At 72.6% G+C, this 22273-nt stretch carries 18 protein-coding genes and 2 pseudogenes; 9 read left to right on the top strand and 11 right to left on the bottom strand.

The window, feature by feature from the left end:
* Positions 1–18 precede the first annotated feature (18 nt).
* Entirely contained in the window at positions 19–849 is an 831-nt protein-coding gene (locus LG395_RS20755) for an aldo/keto reductase (protein ID WP_225810793.1), read from the bottom strand.
* Between the two features lie 102 nt (positions 850–951).
* Between LG395_RS20755 and LG395_RS20750 the strand changes: the two genes are divergently transcribed.
* Positions 952–2016 carry a LacI family DNA-binding transcriptional regulator gene (locus tag LG395_RS20750; protein WP_225810822.1) on the top strand — a complete coding sequence of 355 codons (1065 nt, stop codon included), beginning with the start codon at positions 952–954 and terminating at the stop codon, positions 2014–2016.
* Here LG395_RS20750 and LG395_RS20745 read toward each other — a convergent pair.
* From LG395_RS20745 to LG395_RS20730, 4 genes are read right to left on the bottom strand one after another with little or no spacing between them, the layout of a single operon-like run.
* Entirely contained in the window at positions 1979–3376 is a 1398-nt protein-coding gene (locus tag LG395_RS20745) for a glycoside hydrolase family 32 protein (RefSeq protein ID WP_225810792.1), read from the bottom strand. The two genes, LG395_RS20750 and LG395_RS20745, sit on opposite strands and share 38 nt — an antisense overlap.
* Positions 3373–4227, bottom strand: a complete 855-nt coding sequence (locus LG395_RS20740) for a carbohydrate ABC transporter permease (protein WP_171159050.1) — start codon at positions 4225–4227, stop codon at positions 3373–3375. Before LG395_RS20740 ends, LG395_RS20745 begins: the two co-directional genes overlap by 4 nt.
* A 14-nt stretch (positions 4228–4241) precedes the next feature.
* Complete coding sequence (locus LG395_RS20735; RefSeq protein ID WP_225810791.1) at positions 4242–5192, bottom strand: carbohydrate ABC transporter permease; 951 nt, start codon at positions 5190–5192, stop codon at positions 4242–4244.
* On the bottom strand, positions 5189–6598 hold the full coding sequence (locus LG395_RS20730; protein WP_225810790.1) for an ABC transporter substrate-binding protein: 1410 nt from the start codon (positions 6596–6598) through the stop codon (positions 5189–5191). Before LG395_RS20730 ends, LG395_RS20735 begins: the two co-directional genes overlap by 4 nt.
* Before the next feature lie 154 nt (positions 6599–6752).
* Here LG395_RS20730 and LG395_RS20725 point away from each other — a divergent pair, with 154 nt between their 5' ends.
* The 4 genes and pseudogenes from LG395_RS20725 to LG395_RS20710 all read left to right on the top strand — a co-directional run.
* The gene (locus LG395_RS20725; RefSeq protein WP_225810789.1) at positions 6753–8333 is read left to right on the top strand and encodes a glycoside hydrolase family 32 protein; all 1581 of its coding nucleotides are present in this window, start codon (positions 6753–6755) and stop codon (positions 8331–8333) included.
* A 27-nt stretch (positions 8334–8360) separates the two neighbouring features.
* Entirely contained in the window at positions 8361–9335 is a 975-nt protein-coding gene (locus tag LG395_RS20720; RefSeq protein ID WP_225810788.1) for a TauD/TfdA dioxygenase family protein, read from the top strand.
* 27 nt (positions 9336–9362) lie between these two features.
* Positions 9363–9557: pseudogene (locus LG395_RS20715) on the top strand (TauD/TfdA family dioxygenase); the annotation flags it as partial.
* Positions 9558–9584: 27 nt separating this feature from the next.
* Positions 9585–9779: pseudogene (locus LG395_RS20710) on the top strand (TauD/TfdA family dioxygenase); the annotation flags it as partial.
* Between the two features lies 1 nt (position 9780).
* Here the strand turns inward: LG395_RS20710 and LG395_RS20705 are convergent.
* A complete protein-coding gene (locus LG395_RS20705) occupies positions 9781–10809 on the bottom strand; it encodes an LLM class flavin-dependent oxidoreductase (RefSeq protein WP_225810787.1) in 1029 nt (342 codons plus the stop codon).
* Between the two features lie 88 nt (positions 10810–10897).
* Positions 10898–12409 carry a metallophosphoesterase family protein gene (locus LG395_RS20700; RefSeq protein WP_225810786.1) on the bottom strand — a complete coding sequence of 504 codons (1512 nt, stop codon included), beginning with the start codon at positions 12407–12409 and terminating at the stop codon, positions 10898–10900.
* 139 nt (positions 12410–12548) lie between these two features.
* Between LG395_RS20700 and LG395_RS20695 the strand changes: the two genes are divergently transcribed.
* Positions 12549–12836, top strand: coding sequence for a DUF1905 domain-containing protein (locus LG395_RS20695; protein WP_225810785.1), 288 nt, complete (start codon positions 12549–12551; stop codon positions 12834–12836).
* Between the two features lie 19 nt (positions 12837–12855).
* Here LG395_RS20695 and LG395_RS20690 read toward each other — a convergent pair whose 3' ends face one another.
* Positions 12856–13353: an SAM-dependent methyltransferase gene (locus LG395_RS20690; RefSeq protein ID WP_225810821.1), complete on the bottom strand. Its 498-nt coding sequence runs from the start codon at positions 13351–13353 to the stop codon at positions 12856–12858.
* A 154-nt stretch (positions 13354–13507) separates the two neighbouring features.
* Here LG395_RS20690 and LG395_RS20685 point away from each other — a divergent pair, with 154 nt between their 5' ends.
* Entirely contained in the window at positions 13508–15907 is a 2400-nt protein-coding gene (locus tag LG395_RS20685) for a M4 family metallopeptidase (RefSeq protein WP_171159058.1), read from the top strand.
* A 59-nt stretch (positions 15908–15966) separates the two neighbouring features.
* On the opposite strand, the gene LG395_RS20680 is transcribed toward LG395_RS20685, so the two are convergent.
* The 3 genes from LG395_RS20680 to LG395_RS20670 all read right to left on the bottom strand — a co-directional run bounded on the left by LG395_RS20680 (position 15967) and on the right by LG395_RS20670 (position 19174).
* Positions 15967–17181, bottom strand: coding sequence for a glycoside hydrolase family 64 protein (locus tag LG395_RS20680; protein ID WP_171159059.1), 1215 nt, complete (start codon positions 17179–17181; stop codon positions 15967–15969).
* Between the two features lie 170 nt (positions 17182–17351).
* The gene (locus LG395_RS20675; RefSeq protein WP_171159060.1) at positions 17352–18107 is read right to left on the bottom strand and encodes a dienelactone hydrolase family protein; all 756 of its coding nucleotides are present in this window, start codon (positions 18105–18107) and stop codon (positions 17352–17354) included.
* Between the two features lie 446 nt (positions 18108–18553).
* Complete coding sequence (locus tag LG395_RS20670; protein ID WP_225810784.1) at positions 18554–19174, bottom strand: L-threonylcarbamoyladenylate synthase; 621 nt, start codon at positions 19172–19174, stop codon at positions 18554–18556.
* A gap of 103 nt (positions 19175–19277) precedes the next feature.
* Between LG395_RS20670 and LG395_RS20665 the strand changes: the two genes are divergently transcribed.
* Positions 19278–19751 (top strand): MarR family winged helix-turn-helix transcriptional regulator, encoded by a 474-nt coding sequence (locus LG395_RS20665; RefSeq protein ID WP_171160268.1) that lies wholly within the window; start codon positions 19278–19280, stop codon positions 19749–19751.
* Positions 19752–19934: 183 nt separating this feature from the next.
* Positions 19935–21545 carry an MFS transporter gene (locus tag LG395_RS20660; RefSeq protein ID WP_225810783.1) on the top strand — a complete coding sequence of 537 codons (1611 nt, stop codon included), beginning with the start codon at positions 19935–19937 and terminating at the stop codon, positions 21543–21545.
* Positions 21546–22273 lie beyond the last annotated feature (728 nt).

Here is a 22273-nt window from a genome sequence, read left to right as displayed (position 1 = left end):
CCCGGACTCCCCGTGGGCTCAGAACTCCTCGTGCGTCTCCGGGTCCCCGCCGAGCCGGCGCCTGGAGCGGCGGGCGACGGCCGCCATCTGGTCCTCGTCCAGCTCGAAGCCGAACACGTCCAGGTTGGCGCGCTGCCGTGCCGGGTCCGCCGACTTCGGGACCGGCAGCGCGCCCAGCTGTACGTGCCAGCGCAGCAGCACCTGCGCGGGCGTGACCCCGTGCGCCCGCGCGACCCCGACGACCGCCGGATCGTCCAGCAGATCGCTGCCCCGGCCCAGCGGGCTCCAGCTCTCGGTGGCGATCCCCTTCTCCGCGTGGAAGGCGCGCAGCTCCTCCTGGGGGAACAGCGGGTGCAGCTCGATCTGGTTCACCGACGGCAGCACCCCCGTCTCCTTCTCCAGCCGGGTGATGTGCTCCGGCGTGAAGTTGGAGACGCCGATCGAGCGGACCAGCCCGTCCTCGCGCAGCCGGATCATCGCCCTCCACGCCTCGACGTACTTGTCCACCCGCGGGTTCGGCCAGTGGATGAGATACAGGTCCACGTACTCCAGGCCCAGCCGCCGCCGGGACTCCTCGAAGGACGCGAGGGTCTCCTCGTACCCGTGGTGCCGGCCCGGCAGCTTGGTCGTCACCACCAGCTCCTCGCGGGGCACCCCGCTGCCCGCCACGCCCCGGCCGACACCGGTCTCGTTGCGGTAGTTCGTCGCGGTGTCGACCAGCCGGTAGCCCCCCTCCAGCGCCGTGCGCACGGCCCGCTCTGCCTGCGCGTCGTCCAGGGGCCAGGTGCCGAGGCCGACGGCGGGGACCGTCGTACCGTCGTTGAGCGTGTACAGCGGAACACCGTTCACGATGAGACCTTCCCTCGATCGTCTGCTCTGTGTCTGTCCCCAGCCTCACGGATAGGGTGAGCGGTGATCAACCGGGCGGGCGGGAAGAGGGCGGCGGACGGCATGGGCGGCGGCGCGGACAGGAACGGCGTGGGCGGCGGGCGGCCCACCTCACGGGACGTCGCCCGGCTCGCCGGCGTCTCGCACACCGCCGTCTCCTTCGTCTTCAACGGCCGTGCCGAGGGCAACCTCTCACCCGCCACCCAGGAACGCATCCGGCAGGCCGCCGCCCGGCTCGGCTACCGGCCCGACCCGGTCGCCCGCGGTCTGCGCCGCCGCCGTACCGCCGTCATCGGACTGGTCACCGACGAGATCGCCACGTCCCCGTTCGCCGGGCGGCTGCTGCGCGGTGCCATGGAGACCGCCTGGGACAGCGACCACCTCGTCCTCACCGTGGACTCCGGCGGCGACCCCGCCAAGGAGGACGCGGCCGTCGCCGAACTCCTCGACCGGCGCGTGGACGGCATCATCTACGCCGCGATGTCCCTGCGCCGGGTCCGGGTCCCCGAGGGCCTGCACCGCACCCACTCCGTGCTCGCCAACTGCCTGCCCGAGGACGACTCGCTGCCCGCCGTCATCCCCGCCGAACGGGCCGGCGGCCGGACCGCCGCCCGTCTGCTGCTGGAGGCCGGTCACCGCAGGGTGGCCCTGGTCGGCGGGCAGGACGACATCGCCTCGGTGGAACGGCTGCGCGGCTTCCGGGACGCGCTGCGCGCCGAGGGCATCACCGTGCCCAGGGAGTGGGTCGTGCGCACCGGCGGCGAGATCACCAGCGGCCACGAGGGAGCCACCCGGCTGCTCGCGGACACCGCCGCGCACCACCGGCCCACCGGGATCTTCTGCTACAACGACCGGGTCGCGGCGGGCGTGCTGCACGCCGCGACCCGGCTCGGGATCGCCGTGCCCGGCGAGCTGTCGGTGGTCGGCTACGACGACCAGGAGCACATGGCCGCCTTCCTCACCCCGGCCCTCACCACCGTCGCACTGCCGCACCGGGCGATGGGCGAGGCGGCGGCCCGGCTGCTGCTCGACGCCATCGGCACCGGCCGGACCCCGCCCGCCACCGTGCGGCGGCTGGCCTGTCCCGTCGTCAGGCGTGCCTCGGTGGGACCTGCTCCCACGCGCTGACCACGGCGTCGCCCTCGACCAGCAGTTCGGCGGCGTCGCCCGGCCGGCGGTAGACCCGTTCGGTCACCGTCGCCCGGTCCGCCACGAACAGTTCGAGCAGCGAGCCGTCGGCGAGGACGCGCACGGAGAGGTCCGGCCCCGGCGGCACCGGCACCGTCACCGGTTCCGATCCCCCGACGCCCTCGCGGGGCCACCCGGAGCGGTCCAGGACGACGGTGCCCGCCTCCGGGTCCAGCCGGAGCGTCAGCGCCCGGTCCGCCGACCGCAGCAGGGTGACGGTGGTGACGGCGTGCGCCGTCACCGTCAGGTCGTACGCCGGCGGAAGCGGCACCGCCCGGCCCGGTCCGGTCGCGAACGGCGCGCCGGCGCGCAGGAGGTCCAGCTCCGGGGCCGGTGCGACCCGCAGGGTGCCGTCGGGACCGGCGTCGACGACCCGGGGCGCGGTGAGCGTGCCCGCCCAGCCGGCCGCCAGCACCGCCGCCTCCTCCCGCGCCTCCCAGGACCAGCCCCACATCAGGGCCCGGCCCGGCTCCTGGAGGACGGCCGGGGCGTAGAAGTCCCGTCCGTGGTCGAGCCGGCCGCCGGCGCGGGGCACGAACCGGGGCCGCGCGCCCGGTGCCAGCCGCCCCGTCAGATAGCCGGTGGTCCGAGGGTTGCCGTCCCACAGGGACACCACCAGGACGTGGTCGCCGCCGGACGTCCCGAACAGCTGCGGGCACTCCCAGCCGACCGCCTTGTCACCGAACGCGCCGGCCGTGACGGGGTCGTGGCCGTCCAGCAGGACACCCGCGAACCGCCATTCGGTCAGCTCGTCGCACGCGTACAGCAGCACCGACGGGGTGCCGTCGGCGTGGCCGGCTCCGACCAGGGCCCAGCGGTGGCCGGCGTGCCGGAAGACGAACGGGTCGCGGAACATCACCACGTCGAGCCCCGGGGGCGGCCCCGGGACCACCGGGACGGGCAGGGGCCGCCAGGCCAGCAGCCGGTCGTCGGCCGGGTCGGCCGCACGGGCCAGGCAGATGGTGCCGAGCCCGGTGTGGGCGTGGTCGACGCCGGTGTACACCGCCGTGGGCACACCGCCGTCGTCCACCACGCAGCCCGACCAGCAGCCGGCCTCGTCGGGGCCGCCCGGGGTCGGGGCGAGGGCGATCGGATGGTGTTCCCAGCGGACCAGGTCCGGACTGGAGACATGGCCCCAGTGGACGTCGGCGTGCACCGGGGCGGCCGGGTTGTGCTGGTAGAAGAGGTGGTGGCGGCCACGCCAGCGGAAGGGGCCGTTGGGGTCGTTGATCCAGTGGGCGGGCGGGCGGACCCGGAAGCGGGGGGCGTCCGGGTCCGGGGCGGCAGCGGCGGGGCTCAACGGTTGACTCCTGCGGAGGTGATGCCCTCGCGGAGAGGGCGCTGGCCGACGACGAACACGGCGACGGCGGGGAGCATGGAGAGGACGACACCCGCGAGGACCACCGAGACGGAACCAGTGCCGAGGTTGCCCTGGAGGGAGACCAGCCCCAGCGGCAGGGTGTAGTTCCGGCCGGAGGTCTCCAGGATCAGCGGGCGGAAGAACTCGTTCCAGTGGTAGTTGAAGGCGAGCACACCGACGATGGCGAGGCCCGGCCGGGCCAGCGGGGCGTACACGGACCGGAAGATCCGCCAGGGCCCGGCGCCGTCCAGCATGGCCGCCTCGCCCAGGTCCTTCGGCATGCCGAGGAAGTACTGGCGCATCAGGAAGGTGCCGAACGCGGTCGGGAACGCCGGGACGATCAGACCGAGCAGGGTGTCGGTCAGGCCCATGGACTTCAGCACCAGGAACACCGGGACGATCGTGACCTGCAGGGGGACCATCATGGTCGCCAGGACCAGAGCGAACAGCGGTTTCTTGAAGCGGAAGTCGAGCCGGGCGAACGCGTAACCGGCGAGGCCCGCGGTGACCATCTGGCCGGCCGCGATCAACGCCGTCACGAGGGTCGAGTTCAGCGCGAGCAGCCACACGTCGATCTGCTCGAACACACCGTGGTAGGCGGCGGTACCGGGATGCGTGGGAACGATCTGCGGCGGCAGGTCGAACGACTCCGCCGGAGTGCGCAGCGAGGTGGACACGGTCCAGGCGACCGGACCGAGGGTCAGCAGCGCGCACACCGTCAGCCCGGCGGTCCGCGCCCACGGTCCGAGCGCGTACCGGGCACGGCTGAGGGTCGGGGTTGCTTGGGTCATGGGACTCACCCGGCTCACTGGTAGTGGACGAAACGCCGGCTGAGCCGGAACTGGAGGGCGGTGACCGCCATGATCAGCACGAACAGCAGCACGCCCACCGCGGACGCCTCGCCGAACCGCAGCTGCTCGAAGGCCTTCTCGTAGATGACCATCACGACCGTGCGGGTGGAGTCGCCGGGGCCGCCGTCGGTGAGGACGTACGGCTGCTCGAAGACCTGGAGCGCGTTGATGATGCCGACCACCGAGGCCACCAGCAGGGTGGGGGAGAGCAGCGGCAGCGTGATGGCGAGGTGCTTGCGCGGACCGGTCGCGCCGTCGAGGGCGGCGGCCTCGTGGATCTCCTTGGGGATGTTGTTCAGCCCGCCCACGAACAGCAGGAACGAGAACCCGAACTGCTGCCACACGTAGACGATGACCACCGTGGCCATCGCGCCGTGCTCGGAGGTCAGCCAGGGCACGGGGGCGATGCCGAACAGGCCGATCAGCCAGTTGACCACGCCGAAGTCCTGGTTGAACAGGTACTTCATCACCACCGAGATGGACGCGGCGGACAGCACGAGCGGGAAGAAGAACGCCGACCGGAACACCGACCGCAGCCAGGCGGGCATCCGGCCGTTCAGCGTGAGGGCGAGCGCCAGGGCGATCAGGAGCTGCGCGGCGACCGCGAACACCATGAAGACCAGGGTGTTGCGGAAGGACACCAGGACGGTGGAATCGCCGAACGCCTCCCGGTAGTTGGCCGCACCGGCGAAACCGGGCGGATCGATCACGTTCCAGTGGAAGAGGCTGAGCACGACCGAACCCACGATCGGTACGACCGTGAAGACCACGATCCCGACCACGGTCGGCGCCAGGAACACCGCCGCCAGCAGCCGCGTCCCCCGCTCACGCGGTCCCGGGCGGACGGCGCGCGCGGCCGGGCTCGCGGTCCGTGGCCGCGCGGGGGAGATCCGGGTGTCCGTCATACGTCACGCTCCATGGCCTTCTCCAGGTCGTCCTGCATCCGGCGCAGCGCCGGTCCGACGGAACCCGGGCTCGACAGCGCCGTCCCGGTGTGCTTCAGCAGCACCTGGGTCACCTCGGCGACCTGCGGCGGGGCCGGGATGGGCCCGGTGTCGGGGAACCGGTCGAGGGTGTCGTAGAAGACCCGCCAGTGCGCGGGCCCGGTCTCCCGGTAGCGGTCCTCGGTCAGCATCGAACGGCGGGCCGGGGTCGTCTGGTTGGTGGTGAAGAGCTTGCTCAGGGTGTCGCGGCGGGCCGAGTACTTGATGAACTCCCAGGCCGCGTCCTGCTTCTTCGAGGTGCGCAGCAGCGCGTAGCCGGCCGCGCCGAACTGGTGGCGCTGGGTGTGCCGGCGCGGGAAGTACTGCACGTCGAAGCCGTCGGCGCGCATCCCGGCCAGGTGCAGACCGCCCGCCCAGAAGCCGCCGGCCGGGGTGACCCCGACCCGGCCGGTGGAGAACACCCCGATGAGGTTCTGGCCGTTGCCGCCCTCGGGCCGGGTGCACAGTCCGTCGCGGACCAAGGCGGCGAGGTAGTCGTACGCCTCCACCACCAGGTCGTCGGTGGCCTGCGGTGTCGTCCAGCGGAAGCCGCCCCCGCGGCCTTGCCGCCGGTCCGCCGGGTAGAAGGCGTCCCACAGCCAGGAGCCGCCCGGCGCCTTGGACTCGGCGAGCAGGTTGGTGCCGTTCGCGAACAGCCAGGGAACCACCCCGCCCCACAGCCGGTTGGTCCAGAAGTACGGCGTGAAGTGCGAGTCGCTCGCCTTCTTCATCCGGCGCAGCAGCGCGGTGAAGTCGTCCCGTGTCCAGTCCCCGGCCGGGAAATCGGCGCCCGCGCGCCGCAGCACCCGGGTGTTGAGGTACATGTCGGCGGCGTTGAACTCGATCGGGAGCTGGTACAGGCTGCCTTCGTACATCATCGACTCCACCAGTGAGGGGTGGACGTCGGCGAAGTACTCCCGCAGTTCGGCCGCGTCCCGCCGCACCCAGCGGTCCAGGGGCACCCCCAGGTGGCGGGCGAACAGCTGCACCCCCTCGGTGGCCACGTAGACCAGGTCGGGGGCGGTGCCCGCAGCGATCTGCGTGAGGATCTTGGCGAAGAAGTCCGACCAGTCCACGGCCTGCACCGCGTTGATCCGGACCTTGATGCCGGGGTGCAGCCGGCGGAAGCCGTCGACCAGGGCGCGGACCCCGGCCGGGGCGAACGCGGACCCCAGGGTGGCGACGACCAGCGAGCCGTCGTCGCGGCCCGGGATGTCGGCTCCGGTGAGCCGGTCCCAGCTCGCGGCGGTGCCGGCGAGCGCGGCGGCCCCCGCGCCGTAGGCGCCGTAGCGCAGCAGGGCGCGGCGGGAGTAGAGCGAGTCGGTCATCCAAACGTGCCTAACTCGTGTTAGTCGAGGGGTGATGCCCCCGATGATGAAAAGCGCGTCACATCGGTGTCAAGGCGTGGGAACACTTGACCTTTAACGAGTTAGGTCTACAGTCCCTTGAGCCGATGACCCGTCAGGAAGGGGACACCGAACGATGCGTGGTCTGAGCAGAAGGGCCCTGTTCGCCTCCACGGCCGCGGGAGCCGGCGCGGCGCTGCTGCCCGCGGCGCCCGCCGGGGCGAGGCCGCGGCCCGGGGCGGCGGCCGGATGCGCGAGGTACCGCGCCGACTACCACTTCACCGTGCCCGACCAGTGGAAGAACGACCCGCAGCGCCCGGTCTGGATCGACGGCGAGTACCACTGCTACTACCTCTACAACGCCGACTACCTGGACGGCCGCGAGGGCACCGCGTGGCGGCTGGCCATCAGCACCGACCTCGTCTCGTTCACCGACCGGGGCATCGCCGTCCCCAAGGACACGACCGTCAACGGCGACGTGTGGTCGGGATCGGCCGTGGTCGACACCACCGGCACGGCCGGTTTCGGCGCGGGCGCGGTCGTCGCCGTCGTCACCATGTCACCCGGCGGCGGCACCGACCACCAGGAGCAGTTCCTGTACTACTCGACGGACGGCGGCCGCACGTTCACCAACCACGGCACCGATCCCGTGCTCGCCAACCCGGGCGTCCCCGACTTCCGCGACCCCAAGGTGATCCGCGACGACGACCACGACCGCTGGGTGATGGCGCTCGCCGAACGGAACAAGGTCGGCTTCTACCACTCGGCGGACCTCAGGTCCTGGACGTACGCCGGCGGCTTCGTCAAGGACGGCCTCGGTGTCCTCGAATGCCCCGACCTGTTCCGCATCACCGCCGACGACGGCGCCGTGAAGTGGGTGCTGGGCGTGAGCGCGGACGGCACCGGCTCCGGACAGCCCGCCACCTACGCCTACTGGACCGGTACGTTCGACGGCACGGCGTTCACCGCCGACTCCGCCGGCCCGCAGTGGCTCGACCACGGCTGGGACTGGTACGCCGCCGTCACCTTCGAGAAGCGGAACCCGGACGGCACGGTCGACCCGGCCACCCGCCACGCCCTCGCCTGGCTGAACAACTGGGCCTACGCGCACACCACCCCCACCATCGACGGCGACGGCTTCAACGGCACCGACTCGATCGTCCGCGAGATCACCCTGAAGAGGAGCGCCTCCGGCGGCTACCACCTCGCCTCCCGCCCGGTCCCCGCGCTCGACGCCTACGTCTCCCGTACCGTGCGCCTCGGCGACCTGACGGTCGACGGCACCCGCACCCTCGACCACGCCGGCATCTCCTACGAGCTGAGCACCGAGATCACCTGGTCCGAACTGACGGGCGCGGGCGTGCAGTTGCGCCGTTCCCCGGACGGCGTACGGCACATCGACGCCGGGGTGTACGGCGACTATGCCTTCCTCAACCGGCGCGGCACGGTCAACCCCGACACCGGCGGCACCCGGCAGGAGAGCCGCACCCCGTTCGACCGGTCCGCCGGCCGGGTACGGCTGCGGATCCTCGTGGACCGCACGTCCGTCGAGATGTTCGTGGACGACGGCCGGTACGTGCACTCCGCCGAGGTGTTCCCCTATCTGGTCGACGACCGCCTGGCCCTGTTCAGCGCCGGCGGCACGGCCGTGTTCCGGAACACGGTGATACGGGAGTTCGCCGTGCCGGGGCAGAGGGTGTCACGATCTCCCCGGTAGCGGACACGGACGAGCACCGGAGGGCGCATGACGACGGACAGGGCGAGCGAGGACGGAACGGGGCACGTCACGGGCGTGCGGGTGCGGCCGGTCGCCGGGCACATCGGCGCCGAGATCACCGGAGTCGACCTCGCCGGGCCACTGGACGCCGCGGTGACCGCGCTCATCAGGGACGCGGTGCTGCGCTGGAAGGTGGTGTTCTTCCGCGGCCAGCGGCTGGACCACGCCGGCCACATCGCCTTCGCGCGACGCTTCGGCGAACCGGTGGTGCTCCCGCGCCGCGGACCGCACTCGCCGCCCGGCTTCCCCGAGATCGAGACCACCGCCGACCGGCTGGAACTGGGCGGACGGTACGGCATGGACCACGACGAGTGGCTGAGCCGACGCCGGCACACCCTGCTGCGCGGCTGGCACTGCGACCACGGGGCCCGCGTCGACCCGCCGGCCGCGACCATCCTGCGCGCCGAGACCGTCCCGCCCTACGGCGGGGACACCACGTGGGCCAACCTGGCAGCCGCCTACGCCGGACTGTCCGCGCCGGTCCGCGCCTTCGTCGACGGGCTGCGCGCCGAACACCGGCTCGGCGTCGGCTACCAGCCCCGGCCCGGCGACGACGCCTACCTCCGCCACCTGCTGGACCACCAGGTCGCCTCCGTGCACCCGCTGGTCCGGGTGCACCCGGAGACCGGGGAGCGGGTGCTGTTCGTGAACGGCTACTACGTCGAGCAGATCGTGGACGTCTCCCGGCCGGAGAGCGCGGCACTGCTTCAGATGCTGCTGGAACAGGCCGTGCGCCCCGAGTACACGGTCCGCTTCCGCTGGGAGCCCGGCAGTGTCGCCTTCTGGGACAACCGAGCGACGATGCACCTGGCGCCGAGCGATCACGCGCAGGTGGGTTCGCCGCGGGTGATGCACCGGGTGATGCTCCGCGGTGAGGTGCCGGTCGGGGTGGACGGGCGGTGTTCCGAGCCGGTGACGGGCACGGAGGCGGGCCGCTGGTGACTCGGTGGGCGGGGCGCCTGGCCAGCGGTCCGCCTCGGCTGGGTGCCCGGCAGTGTCGCTTCCTGGGACAACCGGGCGACGATGCACCTGGCGCCGAGCGATCACGCGCAGGTGGGTTCGCCGCGGGTGATGCACCGGGTGATGCTCCGCGGTGAGGTGCCGGTCGGGGTGGACGGGCGGTGTTCCGAGCCGGTGACGGGCACGGAGGCGGGCCGCTGGTGACTCGGTGGGCGGGGCGCCTGGCCAGCGGTCCGCCTCGGCTGGGTGCCCGGCAGTGTCGCTTCCTGGGACAACCGGGCGACGATGCACCTGGCGCCGAGCGATCACGCGCAGGTGGGTTCGCCGCGGGTGATGCACCGGGTGATGCTCCGCGGTGAGGTGCCGGTCGGCGTGGACGGGCGGCCCTCCGCACCGGTCACCGGCACCGAGGCGGGCCGCTGGTGACTCAGCCGCCGGGCCGCCACCCCAGCGCCGGGCCCAGCCGCGTCGCCATGTCGGTCAGGATCTGCACGTAGTCCTCGTGCTCGAACGTGAACGGCAGCGCGAACGCCACCTCGTCGACCTCGCGGAACGCGGCGTGCGCGTGCAGCCGTTCGGCGAGCTCCGCGGAGGTGCCGACCAGGTCCGGTGCGAACAGCAGCCGCGCCGGGCCCTGCGGAGAGGTCGTCCGGGGCAGGCGCCCGGCGGCGTAGGCCTCGTACTTGGCGCGCTGCTCCGGTGTCGCCGAGTCGGTGGGGACGACCACCAGCCCCTGGGAGACCCTCGCCGCCTCCCCGTCCGGGTGATGGGCGCGGAACGCGCGGATGTGGGACAGCTGGATCTCCGCGAAGTCCAGGGGCGCCCCGGGGTCCTCCGCCTTGACGACGCTGCTCGTCAGGAGGTTCATGCCGTGCTCGCCGGCCCAGCGCGCCGAGCCGAGGCTGCCGCCGCCGTACCACAGCCGCCGGCCGAGCCCGGGAGAGTGCGGCTGGACGACATCGCTGAAGACCTCGATGCCCTCCACTCCGCTGAAGTCGGTGGCGGGCTCGCCGCGCACCAGGTCCAGCAGCCGCCGCACGCGCTCGTAGGAGAAGTCCTCCACGTCGGCCGTGTCCGGGTAGAGGGCGTCCCTGACCTGGTCGTAGTGCAGGGGCGGGCCCACGCTGACGCCCGGGTTCAGCCGGCCGCCGGACAATACGTCCACCGTCGCCAGGTCCTCGGCGAGCCGCAGCGGGTTCTCCCAGCCGAGCGGTGTCACCGCGGTGCCCAGCTCGATCCGGCGGGTCCGCTGCGAGGCGGCGGCCAGCACGGCGACCGGGGACGATATGCCGTACTGGAGGTGCCGGTGGCGGACCCAGGCGCTGTCGAAGCCGAGCCGCTCGCCCAGCTCGATGATCTCCAGGGTGGACTCGTGACCCCGGCCCGGGTCCGCGGGGTCGAACAGGCCGATGGTGAGGAAGCCCAGCTTGCGCAGCGGGCGACGGGTGGACGGCACGGGCTCCTCCAGCGGTGGTACGTCGGCTCCGCACCGATTCTCGCAGGCGAGTGTGACAACCGTGTGATCAGTTCGGCCGGCCCCGCGATCACGCGGTCCCGGGCAGCGGGATGACGACCTCGTCCTCCACCGGCGGGTCGAGTTCCTGCGCGCGGTTGCCGGTCGCGGCGAAGCAGCGCAGCCGGACGGCGTCCGGACCGACGTCCAGCCGGAGGAAGCACTTGAAGAAGGGCGGGCTGTAGGTGGCGGAGGACGGTGAGAACAGCTGGGTGTAGAGCTTGCGGACGGGCAGCCGGAACCGGGCGGTCCGGCCTGGGCGGCGGCCGGCCCCGAGGAGGCCCGCGACCAGGCGGGCACGGCGGGTGACCCGGACGTCCGGGCCGGGCGCGCGGGCCGGCTCGATGCCGAGCCGTTCGGCGATCACGGCCGTCGCCTCCGCCTCGGTGAGGGTGAAGAGGCGGCGCAGCCGGAGCCTGCGGCCGTACAGGCGGCTGTAGAAGGCGAGCGAGTCGCCGCGCAGCGGGTAGCAGCGGAACGCGCCCTCGGTGACCCCGCCGACCGCGACCGGCGGGATGGTGTGCGTGGCGTGCATGAACGCCCCGCCGCCGCCCGCGACGACGTACTGGATCGTGCGGCCGTCCACGTCGACCGGGTAGCGCTGGTAGTTGTGGATGTCGCCGCCGATCGCGGCCACGTAGTGGTGCTCGGGAGCCCGGACGATCTCGTCCACCGTGCCGCCGCCCTCGATGGGGCAGGGGTGGTGCTCCCCGTCGACGTACAGCGGCGAGCCGGTGACGAGGATCTTCGGCCGGGGCCCTTTCGATATCTCCCGCAGCCAGGCGCCCTGTTCGGCGTCGACCGTGCCCAGCAGGCCGGTGTCGATGCCGACGATCCGCACCGGCCCCGCGTCGATCGCCCAGTACGGGCCCGGCTGTGCCGCCTGCTGGCCCGGCGCCGAACGCAACTCCCTTGCCGCGGAGAGCCGTTCCTCGTCGGCGGGGTGCGCCCGGTGCCACAGCAGGGAGCGCCACCAGGCGCGGGTGAGCGGGCGGGGCCGGGGCTCCGGAGCGGGCGGCGGGGGGTCGGCGCAGAAGACGCGCATGAAAGCGCCGAGGTCCTCGTACCAGTCGTGGTTGCCGGGGACCGCGTAGATCGGCGCGGGATAGTCCCGGTACGGCCTGAAGAACTTGTCGCCGTAGTCGTCGGCGCTGCCGACGGGATAGATCACGTCGCTGGCGATGACCGCGAAGTCGGTGTCCCGGCCCACCTTGAGGAACCCGGGCACGACCGCGTACTGGGAGGCGTCCCCCTCACCCGTGTCCCCGATGACCATGAAGGAGAACCGTTCCGGTACGTCCCGGCGGATCACCTTGTCCGCGGGCGCTCCCGCTGCCGCCCGGGACGCCACCCAGCGGCTGCGGGTACGGCCTGTCGGGTCGCCGAACCAGGACGCCAGCACGCCGTTGCGGGCGGCCCACAGGACGCGCGGGTTCAGCCACGACAGCTTCTCGACGTGGTCCGGCATCAGCCGGACGTAGGTGCCGGGTTCGGCCGCGCCCCAGCCGGCGCCCTGTGCGGTATCGCGTGAGGAGTCAGACACGCGGTGCACGGTAACAACGCGCCGGTCAGCGGCGGTACGCCGGGGCCCCGCCCAACGTCCCGACGCGCTGGGCGGGTTCGGGGGCACGCTACGCTCTGCGCGACGGCGCGCACCCTCCTTCCGAACGGGAACGGATCGCATGGAACTCTCCTTCGCCGGCCGGGTCGTCGAGTGGCGGGGACCGGCGCCGTACTACTTCGTCGCCGTGCCCGGCCAGGAGTCCGCGGACATCGGCGAGGTGGCCGCCCAGGCCACCTACGGCTGGGGCGCGGTCCCCGTCACGGCCCGGATCGGCAAAACCGGCTTCACCACGTCCCTCTTCCCGAAGGACGGCGCGTACCTGCTGCCGCTGAAGAAGGCGGTGCGCACGCCGGAAGGGCTGGCGGTGGGCGACACGGTGGCCGTGGAGCTGACCGTGCGGCTGTGAACGCGTCGATGCCGGGCGGTCACCGCTTGCGCGCGGGACCCCCGTGCTCCGCGACGTCCTTCGGGGCGGGTGGGCCGGGCTCCGGGCACCACCGGTGGGCCGGTAGGACGCCGGGGCCGACGAGGTGCGGGACGTCGAAGATGGAGGTGGTCTCCTCCACCGTGCGCGGGTTGTACGGGACGGCGCCGCTGTCGTCGTAGGCCTCCTGGGCCCGTTCGGAGACCGGATCGACGCCCCGCGCCCCGTCGTTGACGCACAGACGGCTGCCCGGCGCCAGGGCGGACATCAGCCGGCCCGCGATCGGGCCGTGGCGTCGGCGTCGGCGAGGCCGTCGCCCCCTCCGGGGGGGCCGGGCGTGTGCCAGGACGCCCGGACCGGTCAGGGGTCGTGCCCCTCTCCTCGGCCGAGGCGTGGTTCCGCCGCCGCAACCCACGCCCCGGGGCGCCCTTTTCGCCCCTCGGTCCACGCGTGCGGGGCGATAGGGAAAACCCTCGATTGACCCGCCGTGAGGTGACATGGCTCGGTCAATGCTGTCATCCTCCCTCAGCACGCTGATCCACCCCACCCGTTCACGGATCACGGCCCGCACAGCTCAGCTCACCCCGGGCAGCAGACCCGTCTGCCCGTCTGTCACCGGCCGCCGACCGGCGGCCGCAGCAGGAGGAGTACGAGTGAGACCCCACAGACCCCTTCCCCACAAGAGGGCCACGGTAGGAGCCGCCCTGCTCTCCACCGCGGCCTTCCTCGCCGTCGGCCTCCAGGCGGTCCCGGCCACCGCCGCACCGGCCGCCCCCCACCCCGGCCCGCTGCGCACCGGCGGCCTGGAGGCCAGGCTCAGCCCGGCCCAGCACCAGGCGCTGATCAAGAGCGCCCGGCAGCAGACCTCCACGACCGCCCGCACCCTCGGCCTCGGTGCCCAGGAGAAGCTGGTCGTCAAGGACGTCGTCAAGGACAACGACGGCACCCTGCACACGCGGTACGAGCGCACGTACGCCGGACTGCCCGTCCTCGGCGGCGACCTCGTCGTGCACACCCCGCCCGCCTCGCTGGCCAAGGGCACGGTGAGCGCCACCTTCAACAACAAGCGCACCATCAAGGTGCGTTCCACCACCGCGACCGTCAGCAAGGCCGCCGCCGCGACCACGGCCCTGAAGGCCGCCAAGACCCTGCGCGCCGAGAAGCCCACCACCGACAGCGCCCGCAAGGTGATCTGGGCCGGCGACGGCACCCCGAAGCTCGCGTGGGAGACGGTGGTCGGCGGCTTCCAGGACGACGGCACGCCCAGCCAGCTGCACGTCGTCACCGACGCCACCACCGGCAAGGAGCTGTACCGGTACCAGGCGGTCAAGACCGGCACCGGCAACACCCAGTACAGCGGCGCCGTAACCCTGAACACCACGCTGTCCGGTTCGACGTACCAGCTCAACGACACCACGCGCGGCGGCCACAAGACGTACAACCTCAACCGGGGCACCTCCGGCACCGGCACCCTGATGACCGACGCCGACGACGTCTGGGGCGACGGGACCGGCTCCAACACCCAGACCGCGGGCGCCGACGCCGCCTACGGCGCGCAGGAGACCTGGGACTTCTACAAGAACACCTTCGGGCGCAGCGGCATCCGCAACGACGGCGTCGCCGCCTACAGCCGCGTCCACTACAGCAGCGGCTACGTCAACGCGTTCTGGGACGACAGCTGCTTCTGCATGACCTACGGCGACGGCTCGGGCAACACCCACGCCCTGACCTCGCTGGACGTGGCCGGCCACGAGATGAGCCACGGCGTCACCTCCAACACCGCCGGCCTGGAGTACAGCGGTGAGTCGGGCGGCCTGAACGAGGCGACCTCCGACATCTTCGGCACCGGCGTGGAGTTCTACGCGAACAACTCCAAGGACGTCGGCGACTACCTCATCGGCGAGAAGATCGACATCAACGGCGACGGCTCGCCGCTGCGGTACATGGACAAGCCGAGCAAGGACGGCGGTTCGGCGGACAGCTGGTACTCCGGCGTCGGCAACCTGGACGTGCACTACTCCTCCGGCCCCGCCAACCACATGTTCTACCTGCTGTCCGAGGGCAGCGGCAGCAAGGTCATCAACGGCGTGACCTACAACAGCCCGACCTCCGACGGCGTCGCCGTCACCGGCATCGGCCGCGACGCCGCGCTGAAGATCTGGTACAAGGCGCTGACGACGTACATGACGTCCAGCACCAACTACGCCGGCGCCCGCACCGCCGCCCTCAACGCCGCCGCCGCGCTGTACGGCACCAACTCCACGCAGTACGCGGGGGTGGGCAACGCGTTCGCCGGCATCAACGTCGGCGGCCACATCAACCCGCCGAGCAGCGGGGTGACGGTCACCAACCCGGGCAGCCAGTCCGCCACCGTCGGCACCGCGGTGAGCCTGCAGATCCAGGCGAGCAGCACCAACGGCGGTGCCCTGACGTACAGCGCCTCCGGTCTGCCGGCCGGCCTGTCGATCAACAGCTCGACCGGTCTGATCTCGGGTACGCCCACCACGGCGGGCTCCTCCAGCACCACCGTCACGGTGAAGGACTCCACCGGCGCGACCGGCACGGCCACCTTCGGCTGGACGGTCAGCGCGACCGGCGGCGGCTGCACCTCCACCCAGCTGCTGAGCAACCCCGGATTCGAGTCGGGCAGCACCGGCTGGACCGCGAGCAGCGGCGTCATCACCACGGACAGCGGTGAGGCGGCCCACAGCGGCTCCTACAAGGCCTGGCTGGACGGGTACGGCTCCTCGCACACCGACAGCGTCTCCCAGTCGGTGACGATCCCGGCGGGCTGCAAGGCGACCCTGACCTTCTACCTGCACATCGACACCGCGGAGACCGGCAGCACCGCCTACGACAAGCTGACGGTGACCGCCGGTTCGAAGACCCTGGCGACGTACTCGAACGTCAACGCGGCCTCCGGCTACAGCCAGAAGTCCTTCGACCTGTCCTCGCTGGCGGGCTCGACGGTCACGCTGAAGTTCAACGGCGTGGAGGACTCCTCGCTGCAGACCAGCTTCGTCGTGGACGACACGGCCCTGACGACCGGCTGATCCGGCACCGACGACAGCGGTCCCGCACCCGGCCGTCCGGGTGCGGGACCGTTCGCGTGTCAGCTCAGCGGATCGAGCGTCAGATACGCCTGCTGCGGATTGCCGTCGTGCACCAGCGACTCCTGGTTGCCGACGTCGTCGAAGGCGAACGCGTACGCCTTCCCGTCGGCCGTCTGCGCGTGGATCGCGCGCGCGTAGTGGTTGGTCACCGCGTCCCGGTAGAAGTTCGCCGTCGTGGTGTCCGGCTGGCTGGGGTTCACCAGCAGCGTCGACCGGTTGAAACCGGCGCACAGCGTGCGCGAGATGGGCCCGCGGACGTTGTCGTTGGGCGCGTCCAGCAGCTTGTGGCAGCCGAAGACGCTGGCCGCGTCGGGCTTCTGGAAGCTGGTGACGACCGCGCCGGAGGAGTTGGTGAAGTTCATGACGTTCCCGGAGACACGGCCGTAGTACTTGGTGCCCGGCTGGTCCGCGAACGGCGTGACGGTCAGCGTCGAGGTCGTGTACTTCTGCCAGACCCGGCCGATGTAGTCGTCCATCACGTTCGCCGGCAGAGCACCGGTCTCCACCCCGTACAGCGGGGACAGCGCGCGCAGCACGGTGCCGTCGGGGCGGGTCTGGATCAGGCCCGCCCAGCCGCCCGGCTGCGCGCGGAGCGTGCTGAAGAAGCCGTTCCAGCCGCCGGACTTCAGGTGCCCGGTGGTGGCGACGCTGCCGTCGGCCCGCTGCACCCCGACCGCGTACGGCGCCGAGAACATGTCCACCTGGGTGCTGTTGAGCCACAGCCCGGAGTCGTTGAGCGTGTACTCCGACCAGTTGAAGAGGATGTTCCGGTTGGGGTCGGACGGGTTCTGGACGGCCGGCTGCACCAGTCCGCCGGTAGTGAGCCTGAAGTCGAGCTTCTGGCCGTACGAGAAGTAGATGCGGCCGGAGAACTTGGGGATGCGGATGGTCGTGGACTGCCCGGCGGCCGGGCCGGGTATCGCCGCGTCCGGTGCGGGGGTCGGCGGATTGCCGCCCGCCGGCCAGGCGTGGAAGGCGCCGCTCGCGTCGGCCCAGCCCTGCCGTCCCGAGGACAGCTGGGTGCCGAGGTCGTAGATGTACACCGGCTCGGAACGACCCGAGTTGTTCGTGATCTTCAGTGGGATGGTGTCGGGGACGGCGGCGTCGGCGCGCTGGGGTGCGCCGAGGCCGAGCAGTCCGCCGAGCAGCGCCGCGGCGGCGGCCAGGGGGAGCGCGCGCCGGGGAAGCGCGCGACGGGTGGGCCTGTGGAGCACTCTCCACCTCCGTGTGGGGTCGGGGTCGTACGGAACTGGTCCGTACCTGCTTGAGAGCGCTCTCACATTCATGCTGAGACGAGTGCATGTCAAGAACATGGACAAGATCCGCCCGGCGCCCGCCGTCGGGAGGGCGCCGGGCCCGGCGTCAGAAAGTGGTCGGAACGGGGTCAGAAGGTGCGCTTGAGCAGCCCGAGCAGCGCCGCCCAGTGCCGCTCGTCGGCCTCCCGGTCGTAGGCCGGGGTGTCCGCCTGGGTGTAGCCGTGGTGGGCACCGGTGTACACCTCGCAGGTGTGCCGCACCCCGGCGGCGGTCAACGCCTCCTCGAAGCGCGCCACCTGCTCCGGGGGCAGCGACGGGTCCTCGTCGGCGTGCCCGAAGTAGAGCTCGGCGGTGATGGCCGGAGCCTGCAGGTGCGGGCTGTCCGGGTCGTCGGCGGCGAGGCGCCCGCCGTGGAAGCCGGCTCCCGCAGCGATCCGGTCCGGGTGGGCGCCCGCTGTCCACAGCACGAGCCGGGCGCCCATGCAGTACCCGGTCAGCGCGACCGGGCCGTCGGCCGCGACCGGGCTGTCGGCCAGCCACCGCAGGTAGGCGTCCGCGTCCCGCCTGACCTGGTCCGGCGTCAGTCCGGCCACGATCGGGCCCAGCCGCTCCCAGAGGGTCGGGTCGGCGTCCGGGTCGATGAACTCGGGCAGCTGGAGGACCGGTGCCCGGCCCAGGCGGTAGAACACGTTCGGCACCAGCACCGTGTAGCCGGCGCCGGCGAGCCGGTCGGCCATCGACCGCAGGTACGGCCGCAGACCGTAGGCGTCCTGGTAGAAGAGGACGGCCGGACGGGGCCGGCCGTCGGCCGGATGGACGAGGTAGGCGTCGGCGACGCCGTCCTCGGTGGGGATGTCGACGGCGGTCGCCTGGACATCGGTCATGGTGAGAAGGCCCTCCCTCGGGAATGGGCGCGGGCGGCGGATGCCTGCCCGGCGCCGCGGCTACCGTCATGCTGCCACGCAAGATCCGCTCCGGCGCACCCGGTGCCCCGGCGCTCACGCGCGGGGCGGTGCGGCGCGGCCGGCATGGCGCCGGGGCCGGTGCGCGCGATGTCCGCAGGCATCGAGGGGGCGGGCGCACGCGGGGTCCGGCCGCCGGCGGCGGTGACCCTCGGACGGCCCGCCTGGTGCCGGTGGCGCTGCGTGCGCGGCCGGCCTCGTGAGGTCTCCCCGGAAGTTCGCGTCCAGCGGGCCGGGGCGTTCGCCTGGTGTCCCGGCGCCGGTCCACCGCGGCAGGGGCTCGCCCGGCGGGCCGGTCGCCCCGGGTGTTCACGTGCCACGTGCGGCCGCCGAGACGCCCGCCCGGTGGGAACCAGTGTCCCCGGCGCTCACTCGAAGCGGCTGGTGTCGCCGGCGCCCCGCCGGACGATCACCGCCTCGCCGCTGGAGAAGTCGACCACCGTCGTCGGTTCGGTGCCGCATTCGCCCGAGTCGACCACGGCGTCCACCACGTGGTCGAGCCGGTCCTTGATCTCCCAGCCCTGGGTCAGCGGCTCCTCCTCGTCCGGCAGCAGCAGCGTGCTGGACAGCAGCGGCTCGCCCAGCTCCGCCAGCAGCGCCTGGGTGACCACGTGGTCGGGGATGCGCACGCCCACGGTCTTCTTCTTCGGGTGCTGGAGCATGCGCGGCACCTCGCGGGTGGCCGGCAGGATGAACGTGTAGCTGCCCGGTGTCGACGCCTTCACGGCCCGGAACACGTCGTTGTCGACCCGGACGAACTGGCCGAGCTGCGCGAAGTCCCGGCACATCAGGGTGAAGTGGTGCCGGTGGTCCAGCCGGCGGATGGAGCGGATCCGGTCCGTCCCGTCCCGGCTGCCCAGCCGGCAGCCGAGCGCGTAACAGGAGTCGGTCGGGTATGCGATGAGCGCCCCCGAGCGGACCGCGTCGGCGACCTGGCCGATGCTGCGCGGCTGCGGGTTCTCGGGGTGCACGTCGAAGTACTTCGCCATCTGCCGAGCTTATGCCGTCCCGGGGCGCGCAACAGATACCTATGACTTCATACCTGTTTGACATGGGTATGAAGTCATACCTATCGTTGCGGTCGTGTCCTCCCTGCCCGGATCCAGCGCCCGTCAGCGGGACGTCGACAGCGTCGCCCCGGCGCTCGCCGACGCCCTGCCCGCGCTGCACCGGGCCCTGGACCGGCTGGTCGCCCGTGACTACGCCCTCCCCAAGCCGCCCGAGGGCCACCTCAACCTGCTCCGCCACGTCGCCGAGCACGAGGGCGCCACGGTCCGCGAGGCAGCCGACGCCCTGCTGATGAAGCCCAACAACGTCAGCGCGCTGGTCTCCCAGCTCACCGAGCAGGGACTGCTGGAGCGCCGGCAGGACAGCGCCGACAAGCGCGTCGTCCGTCTGCATCCGACGGCTGTGGCCCGGCGGCGCCTCGGCGAGGTGCGCGCCCTGCAGGTCTCGCACCTCACGGAGGCCCTGCTGACGCTCACCGAGGGCGAGATGGACGCCCTCGGCTCGGCCCTCGGCGCCCTGCAGTCGCTGACGCGCGGGCTCCGCTCCGCCGCCCGCTGAGCCCTCGGAGTCTTTCGTTCCGATCACGCCGGGCTGATCCAGCCTGATCCGGACGGAAGACCCCAGCCCCCTGTCCGGCCGGCGCCCGTGCGTGCCGTCGCCGGCCGGGAGCGCGGGCCGGCGCGGACGTTCCCGTCCGTCACACATCCCTTTCCGCATCCCCGTACCAGACGAGGCTCCTCCATGCCGTCCACCTCCGTGGATCACTCCGCCGTGCCCGCGTCGCCGGCGTCCTCCGGATCGCCCACGGCGCCGGTCACCGCCGCCGCCCGGCGGCGCGCCAACCCCTGGCTCACCCTCTGCGCGGTCGCGTTCGGCCTGTTCATGGTCCAGCTCGACGGATCCGTCGTCGCGATCGCCAACCCCGAGATCGGCCGCGAACTGCACGCGTCCACCGCCCAGTTGCAGTGGGTCACCAACGCCTACCTGCTCGCCCTCGCCGCCACCCTCATCCTCGGCGGCAAGCTCGGCGACCGTTTCGGCCGGCGCACCTTCTACCTCGCCGGCGTCGCCGGATTCGCGCTCTCCTCCGTCGCCATCGGCCTGTCCGGCTCCATCACCGGGGTCGTCGCCTTCCGCGCGCTCCAGGGAGTCTTCGGCGGTCTGCTCATGCCCAACACCCTCGGCCTGCTGCGCGCGGTGTTCCCGCCGCGCAGGTTCGGTATGGCGGTGGGCATCTGGGCGATGGTCTCGGCCGTCTCCACGGCGCTCGGCCCGATCGTGGGCGGCCTGCTGGTGGAGCACGTCAGCTGGGAGTCCGTGTTCTACATCAACCTGCCCATCGGCGTACTCGCCTGCGCCTTCAGCGCGTTCGTGCTGCCGCAGTCGAGGAACACGACCGGCCACCACCGCTTCGACGTCACCGGGGTCGTCCTGCTCGCGCTCGGCCTGCTGAGCGTCGTCTTCGGTGTCGTCAAGGGCGAGACCTGGGGCTGGGCGTCCGCGGGGACATGGGGCGCGATCCTCGCGGGCCTGCTCCTCCTCGTCCTCTTCGGCCGCCACGAGACCCGTGTCGAGCACCCGCTGCTGCCGATGCGGCTCTTCCGCAGCCGCGACCTGACCGTCGGTACGGTCATCACCGCCCTGAACTTCTTCGTCATGCTGGGCGTGATCTTCTTCGTCATGCTCTACCTGCAGAACGTGCGCGGCCTGACGCCGGTCCAGGCAGGGGTCCGCACCCTGCCGCTGAGCCTCGCCTCGCTTATCGCCTCCCCGCTCGGCGCCGCCCTGACCGAGCGCTTCGGAGCCCGCTTGTGCATGCCGCTCGGCATGCTGCTCCAGGCGGCGGCCTGCTTCACCATGCTGAGCTGGTCCGGCGACTCCCCGTACGCCACCATGTGGCCGCCGTTCGTCGCGCTCGGCCTCGGCGTCGGCATGGTGCTGTCCGCCTCCTCCGACGCGATCGTCGGCAACGCGCCCGTTCGGGACGGCGGTGTGGCCGGCGGACTCCAGGCCACCACCCTGCAGATCGGCGGTGCGCTCGGCACGTCCGTGCTGGTGTCCGTCATCAGCGCCCGCGTCGGCGCCACGCTGCGGACCGAGCTGGCCGGCGCGGGCGTGCCGCGGGCCCTGGCCGGGAGGCTGGCCGAGGCCAAGGACGCGGTGGCGATGGGAGTGGCCCCCGTCTCCGGCACCATGCCGAAGCCCCTCCGGGCGGCCGTGACCGAGGGCAGCGGACAGGCTTTCATGAACGGCCTGCACACCGCCGCGGCGCTCACCGGCACCCTCTGCGTCCTGGGCGCACTCCTGGGAGCGGCCGCGATGAGCCGCGGGAGGACCACCGTGGCGGAGTGAGGGACGGTACGGCGACGAAGGGGCCCGGACGCGACGGCCCGCGGCGCCCACCCGCCGCGCCCGCGGGACCGGCGGCCCCACCCCCGCCTTGTCCCACCGGCCTCACGGGCCCGCCGGCCTCACGGGCCCACCGGCCTCACGGGCCCGCCGGGCTCGACCGGGCCTGCCGAGTTTCAACGGCCTGACAGGCCTGACCGGTTTGCCCGACTCGACCGGCCTGCCCGGCCTGCCGAGTCCGACCGGCTCGACCAGCCTGTGCCGAGTCCCAACGGCCCCGTGCCCCCCGTTGCGGGTCCCCGGTGGGGAATGAGCCGGGACTCGCGCGCGTACTTCCCGGATTCCAGGGCATCCGACTGCTGAGTCGCCCAGGGCCTTCCCCCCGCCCGGGGCGCGGCGTCTCCGCCGGCGGCCACCCCCCCCAGGCCGCCGGCGGAGCCATGTCCGCGGGCGGCCTGCCCGCAGACCGTCACCCCTTCAGGCGCCTCGGGTCCGGATGCCCACGGTCACCCCCAGCACGTTCGCCTCGCGCGTGATCCGGCGCGTCTGGGCGGGGGAGAGGGCGCGGACGTCCGGCTCCGAGTCCGACGGGCTCGGTGGGCCGGGCCGGCCGGGCGGGGCGGTGACGGACGGGGCGGTGCAGCGGCCGGTGCGGGCCCTTCCGTGAGCGGCGCGCACAGCACTCCGGTACTCCCGACGGTGCGGCGACCACGGCTCCCCGGCGGCAGACG

Origin of the sequence: Streptomyces spinosus, from assembly GCF_020400655.1 — a bacterium.
Classification (GTDB): Bacteria; Actinomycetota; Actinomycetes; order Streptomycetales; family Streptomycetaceae; genus Streptomyces; species Streptomyces argyrophylli.
This window is presented reverse-complemented; position numbering and strand designations above follow the sequence as displayed.

Bases quoted from the DNA above. Each gene is read 5' to 3' on its own strand.
- LG395_RS20690 (WP_225810821.1), bottom strand. From the start codon at position 13,353: ATGTCACCTCACGGCGGGTCAATCGAGGGTTTTCCCTATCGCCCCGCA.
- LG395_RS20695 (WP_225810785.1), top strand. From the start codon at position 12,549: ATGGAACTCTCCTTCGCCGGCCGGGTCGTCGAGTGGCGGGGACCGGCG.
- LG395_RS20740 (WP_171159050.1), bottom strand. From the start codon at position 4,227: ATGACCCAAGCAACCCCGACCCTCAGCCGTGCCCGGTACGCGCTCGGA.
- LG395_RS20660 (WP_225810783.1), top strand. From the start codon at position 19,935: ATGCCGTCCACCTCCGTGGATCACTCCGCCGTGCCCGCGTCGCCGGCG.
- LG395_RS20730 (WP_225810790.1), bottom strand. From the start codon at position 6,598: ATGACCGACTCGCTCTACTCCCGCCGCGCCCTGCTGCGCTACGGCGCC.
- LG395_RS20670 (WP_225810784.1), bottom strand. From the start codon at position 19,174: ATGGCGAAGTACTTCGACGTGCACCCCGAGAACCCGCAGCCGCGCAGC.
- LG395_RS20675 (WP_171159060.1), bottom strand. From the start codon at position 18,107: ATGACCGATGTCCAGGCGACCGCCGTCGACATCCCCACCGAGGACGGC.
- LG395_RS20750 (WP_225810822.1), top strand. From the start codon at position 952: ATGGGCGGCGGCGCGGACAGGAACGGCGTGGGCGGCGGGCGGCCCACC.
- LG395_RS20735 (WP_225810791.1), bottom strand. From the start codon at position 5,192: ATGACGGACACCCGGATCTCCCCCGCGCGGCCACGGACCGCGAGCCCG.
- LG395_RS20720 (WP_225810788.1), top strand. From the start codon at position 8,361: ATGACGACGGACAGGGCGAGCGAGGACGGAACGGGGCACGTCACGGGC.
- LG395_RS20725 (WP_225810789.1), top strand. From the start codon at position 6,753: ATGCGTGGTCTGAGCAGAAGGGCCCTGTTCGCCTCCACGGCCGCGGGA.